We start from the raw sequence: 3,639 nt of genomic DNA, 5'->3' as shown, positions 1-3,639 counted from the left end.
GACGGAGCGACTTGAAGGTGGCGACCATGACGATGTAGACGATGAGGATCGCCGCCAGCAGGGCCAGGCCCAGCTGGTAGAAGGCATCCTGCTGCTGTGACAGCACGCCGCCGACGGTGGCGTCGGCGGAGGCAGCCAGGTCGGCGTCCTCAAGCGCCTCACTCACGACCGTCGAGGCCGCGGTGAGGTCGTCTCCGGAGGGGGTGACCACGACGGTGGCGGTGCGCTGGCCGCCCTCGGTGGTGATCGAGGTGGGGCTCTGGCTCTCTTCGACCGTGGCGACCTCCGACAGCGCGACCAGGCCCGCGGCGGTCGGCACCTGCAGATTCTGCAGGTCCGCCAGCGTGGTCGGGGTCTGGGAGGCGGCGAGGTACACCGTGAGCGTCGTGTCGTCGATCTCGACCGATCCCACCTGCTGCGGCTGCATCGCACCCGACACCAGCGCGCCGACGGCGACCTCCGACAGCCCCAGCCGTGCCGCTGCATCACGGTCGACGACCACGGCGATGTACGGCAGCGAGGCGGCGAGGTTCGTCGTGACCTGCTCGACACCGTCGCGCCCCTCGATGGCGGCGACGACGGCATCCGTCGCCTCCTGCAGCGTCGCCTGGTCGGGTGCGGTGACGTCGATCTCGATGTCGCTCGACCCGAACCCGCCGCCGGTCGACAGCGCGACGGTTCCGACGTCGGACAGATCCGCGACCGTGTCGAGCACGTCTTCGCGCACGGTGAGCTGGTCGGCCTCGGGGTCGGTGGTGACCGAGAATGTCGCCCCGCTCGCCCCACCTGAGAACGCGTCGGCCAGCGCCGATCCGCTCGAGCCGATCGACACCTGCACGGTCTCGACGCCGTCGACACCCAGCAGCGCGTCTTCGACGATCGCGGCCGCGGCATCCTTCGCCTCGAGCGACGCGGCCGGACCGAGGTCCTGCGTCACGGTGAAGGTGTTCTGCCCGGTGTCGCCGAGGAAGTTCGTCTTCATGAACGGCGCAACGGCGGCAGTGCCCGCGAGCACCAGCAGAGCCAGCAGCAGGGTCACCGCCGAGTGGCGCAGGGTCCATCGCAGCACGGGCAGGTAGGCCTTTTGCAGCCGCGAGGGCGGGGCGGCCGGGTCCTCGGCGTCGATGGGCTCGCCGTCGGGGCCGATGAGCTCCTTGCCGGGGCGCAGGAACCAGTAGGCCAGCACGGGCACGATCGTCAGCGAGACGAAGAGCGACGCGGTCATCGCGATCGTCACCGTCAGCGCGAACGGCCGGAAGAGCTCGCCGGTCACGTCACCGAGGAAGGCGATGGGCAGGAACACCGCCACGGTCGTGATGGTCGAGGCCGTGATGGCCGCCGCCACCTCTCGCACCGCCAGCAGGATCGACCGCATCTTGTCTGCGGATCCGACGTAGTGACGCTTGATGTTCTCGATCACGACGATGGAATCGTCGACGACCCGGCCGATCGCGATCGTCAGGGCGCCGAGGGTCAGGATGTTCAACGAGTAGCCGAACGCCTGAATGCCGATGAACGTGATGAGCACGCTCGTGGGGATCGAGATGGCGGTGACCAGCGTCGAGCGCACCGAGAGCAGGAAGACGAGGATCACGAGCACGGCGAAGGCAAGCCCGAGCAGGCCCTCCTCGGCGAGCGCCGCGATGGACTCCTGGATGAAGGGCGCCTGGTCGAACACCACCGTGAACGCCGCGGCGCCGTCGAGCGCATCCTCGAGGCCGGGAAGCGCATCGAGCACACCCGTCGACACCTCGACGGTGTTGGCCGACGGCAGCTTCGTGACCGCGATCGTCAGCGCCGACTCGCCGTCCACCCGCGAGATGGACGTCTGCGGGTCCTCGCCCGCTTCGACGGTGGCGACGTCGGCGATCGTCACGACATCGTCGCCGAACTGGGCGGCGTCGGTGGGAACCAGTGGCAGGTTGCCGATCTCCTCGATCGAGGTGATCTTGGCCCCCGTCTGCACGGTCAACGTGCGGTCGGCCTCGGTGATGCCGCCGCCGGGAAAGAGGATGCCGTTCTGGTCGAGGGCGTCGCTGATCGCCTGCTGGCTGAATCCGGCAGCGGCGAGCGCGGCCTGGTCGGGCGTGATGGTGATGCGCTGGCCGGCACCTCCGACCACCTCGGCGGAGTTGACCCCGGGGACGTCCTCGAGGTCCGGGATGACGGTGGACTCCAGCAGCTCCAGGATCGCCGCTTCATCGTCGTATCCGGTGACGGCGAGCTGGATGACGGGGAGGTCGTCGATGGACAGGCTGAACACCTGCGGGTCGACCGACTCGGGCAGCTGGCCCTCGATGCGGTTGATCGCCTGCGAGATCTTCTGCTCGGCGGTGGCGAGATCCGTGCCGTAGGTGAACGAGGCCTGGATGATCGCGGCGTTCGTCGTGCTGGTCGCGGTGGTGGATTCCAGCCCCGGAACCGCCTGGATGGCGTTCTCTATGGGGAGGGAGACGTCGTTGGAGACCACCTCGGGCGAGGCGCCGGGGTAGGTCGCGACGACCGTCAGCGCGGGGAACTCGATCGAGGGGATCAGTTCCTGCTTGAGGTTGGTCAGCGCCAATCCGCCGAAGACGGCCGCGACGATGGTGATGAGGGCGATGAGCGCGCGGTTCTTCAGGCTCAGGACGGCGAGGTTTGACACGGGCTGCCTTTGCGAGCGTTGTTGCGGGGGGGTACAGAACGCCGCGAGCGCGGCCGATACGCGGATGTATCGAGTCTTAGTATCCCACGCGGCATCCGCGCCGGGTCAGCGTGGGATGAGGCCCCCGACGACCATGCCGGTCGCGGCGCCGACCACCGCCAGAGCGGCGGTGGCCGCGAGGTTGACCACGGCCCAGTCCCTCCGACCGCTCTGGGCCAGAAGCACAGCGTCGACGCTGACGGTGCTGAAGGTGGTGAAGCCGCCGAGCAGTCCCACCCCGATGATCGTTGCCCACTCCGGCGAGACGAGGGTGCCGAGGCCGAGGACGAAGCCCAGTGCCAGGGATCCCGAGACGTTGATGAGCAGGATGCCGAGCGGGAACGCGTCGGTGCGCCCGCGCATCACCGCGGCATCCACTGCGTAACGCGCGCCGGCCCCGACCCCACCGGCGGCGACGAGGGCGACCATGTCCCAGTTGTTCATGCCGCGACCTCCACCTCGTGCCGCGCAGCACGCTGCCTGCGTCCGATCACCAGACCCCAGGCCGCCGCCGCGGCACCGCCGACCACCGCCACCGCTGCCAGCACCACCCCGGTCACGGGCGCGGCCCCGAACACCTGCACCGACTGCACGGCGAAGGCGCTGTAGGTGGTGAACCCGCCCAGCACACCGGTGCCGGCGAAGGCGCGCAGACGCGGCCTGCGCTCTCCCAGCCGGCCCACGAGCCACCCGAGTGCAAGGGACCCGGTGACGTTGACGAGCATCGTCACGCCCGGCACGACGAGCGGGTGCGCGTCGGTACCCCACGGCACGACGAGGGCCGCACGGGCCGCGACGCCGAGGGCGCCACCGAGCACGACCACCGCCAGGGTCACCCATGAGAACCGTGCCACGCGCTCAGGCTAGGGAACGCTCTGCAGGATCAGCGCGCGGATCGCCGATTCCGGCGAGACGGAGGTGTCCAGCAGCCTTCCCGCCCGGTAACGGCTGAACAC

Annotated in this window: 3 protein-coding genes; all 3 read right to left on the bottom strand. The window is 69.6% G+C overall.

Features of this window, described 5'->3' with window-relative positions:
* The coding region (locus NQ160_RS20525) for an efflux RND transporter permease subunit (protein ID WP_257516945.1) at positions 1-2,644 on the bottom strand (2,644 nt) is incomplete at its 3' end.
* A gap of 105 nt (positions 2,645-2,749) precedes the next feature.
* Positions 2,750-3,127 (bottom strand): fluoride efflux transporter FluC, encoded by a 378-nt coding sequence (locus NQ160_RS20520; protein ID WP_257516944.1) that lies wholly within the window; start codon positions 3,125-3,127, stop codon positions 2,750-2,752.
* The gene (locus NQ160_RS20515; RefSeq protein WP_257516943.1) at positions 3,124-3,537 is read right to left on the bottom strand and encodes a fluoride efflux transporter FluC; all 414 of its coding nucleotides are present in this window, start codon (positions 3,535-3,537) and stop codon (positions 3,124-3,126) included. The genes NQ160_RS20520 and NQ160_RS20515 overlap by 4 nt, the downstream gene beginning before the upstream one ends.
* Positions 3,538-3,639 lie beyond the last annotated feature (102 nt).

The organism is Microbacterium sp. zg.Y909 (genome assembly GCF_024626565.1).
Note: the sequence above shows the minus strand (reverse complement) of the source record. Positions and strands in the feature narration are given on the sequence as shown.

What these genes read in the sequence shown, in the direction of transcription:
- NQ160_RS20520 (WP_257516944.1), bottom strand. Translation starts at nt 3,127, where the DNA reads ATGAACAACTGGGACATGGTCGCCCTCGTCGCCGCCGGTGGGGTCGGG.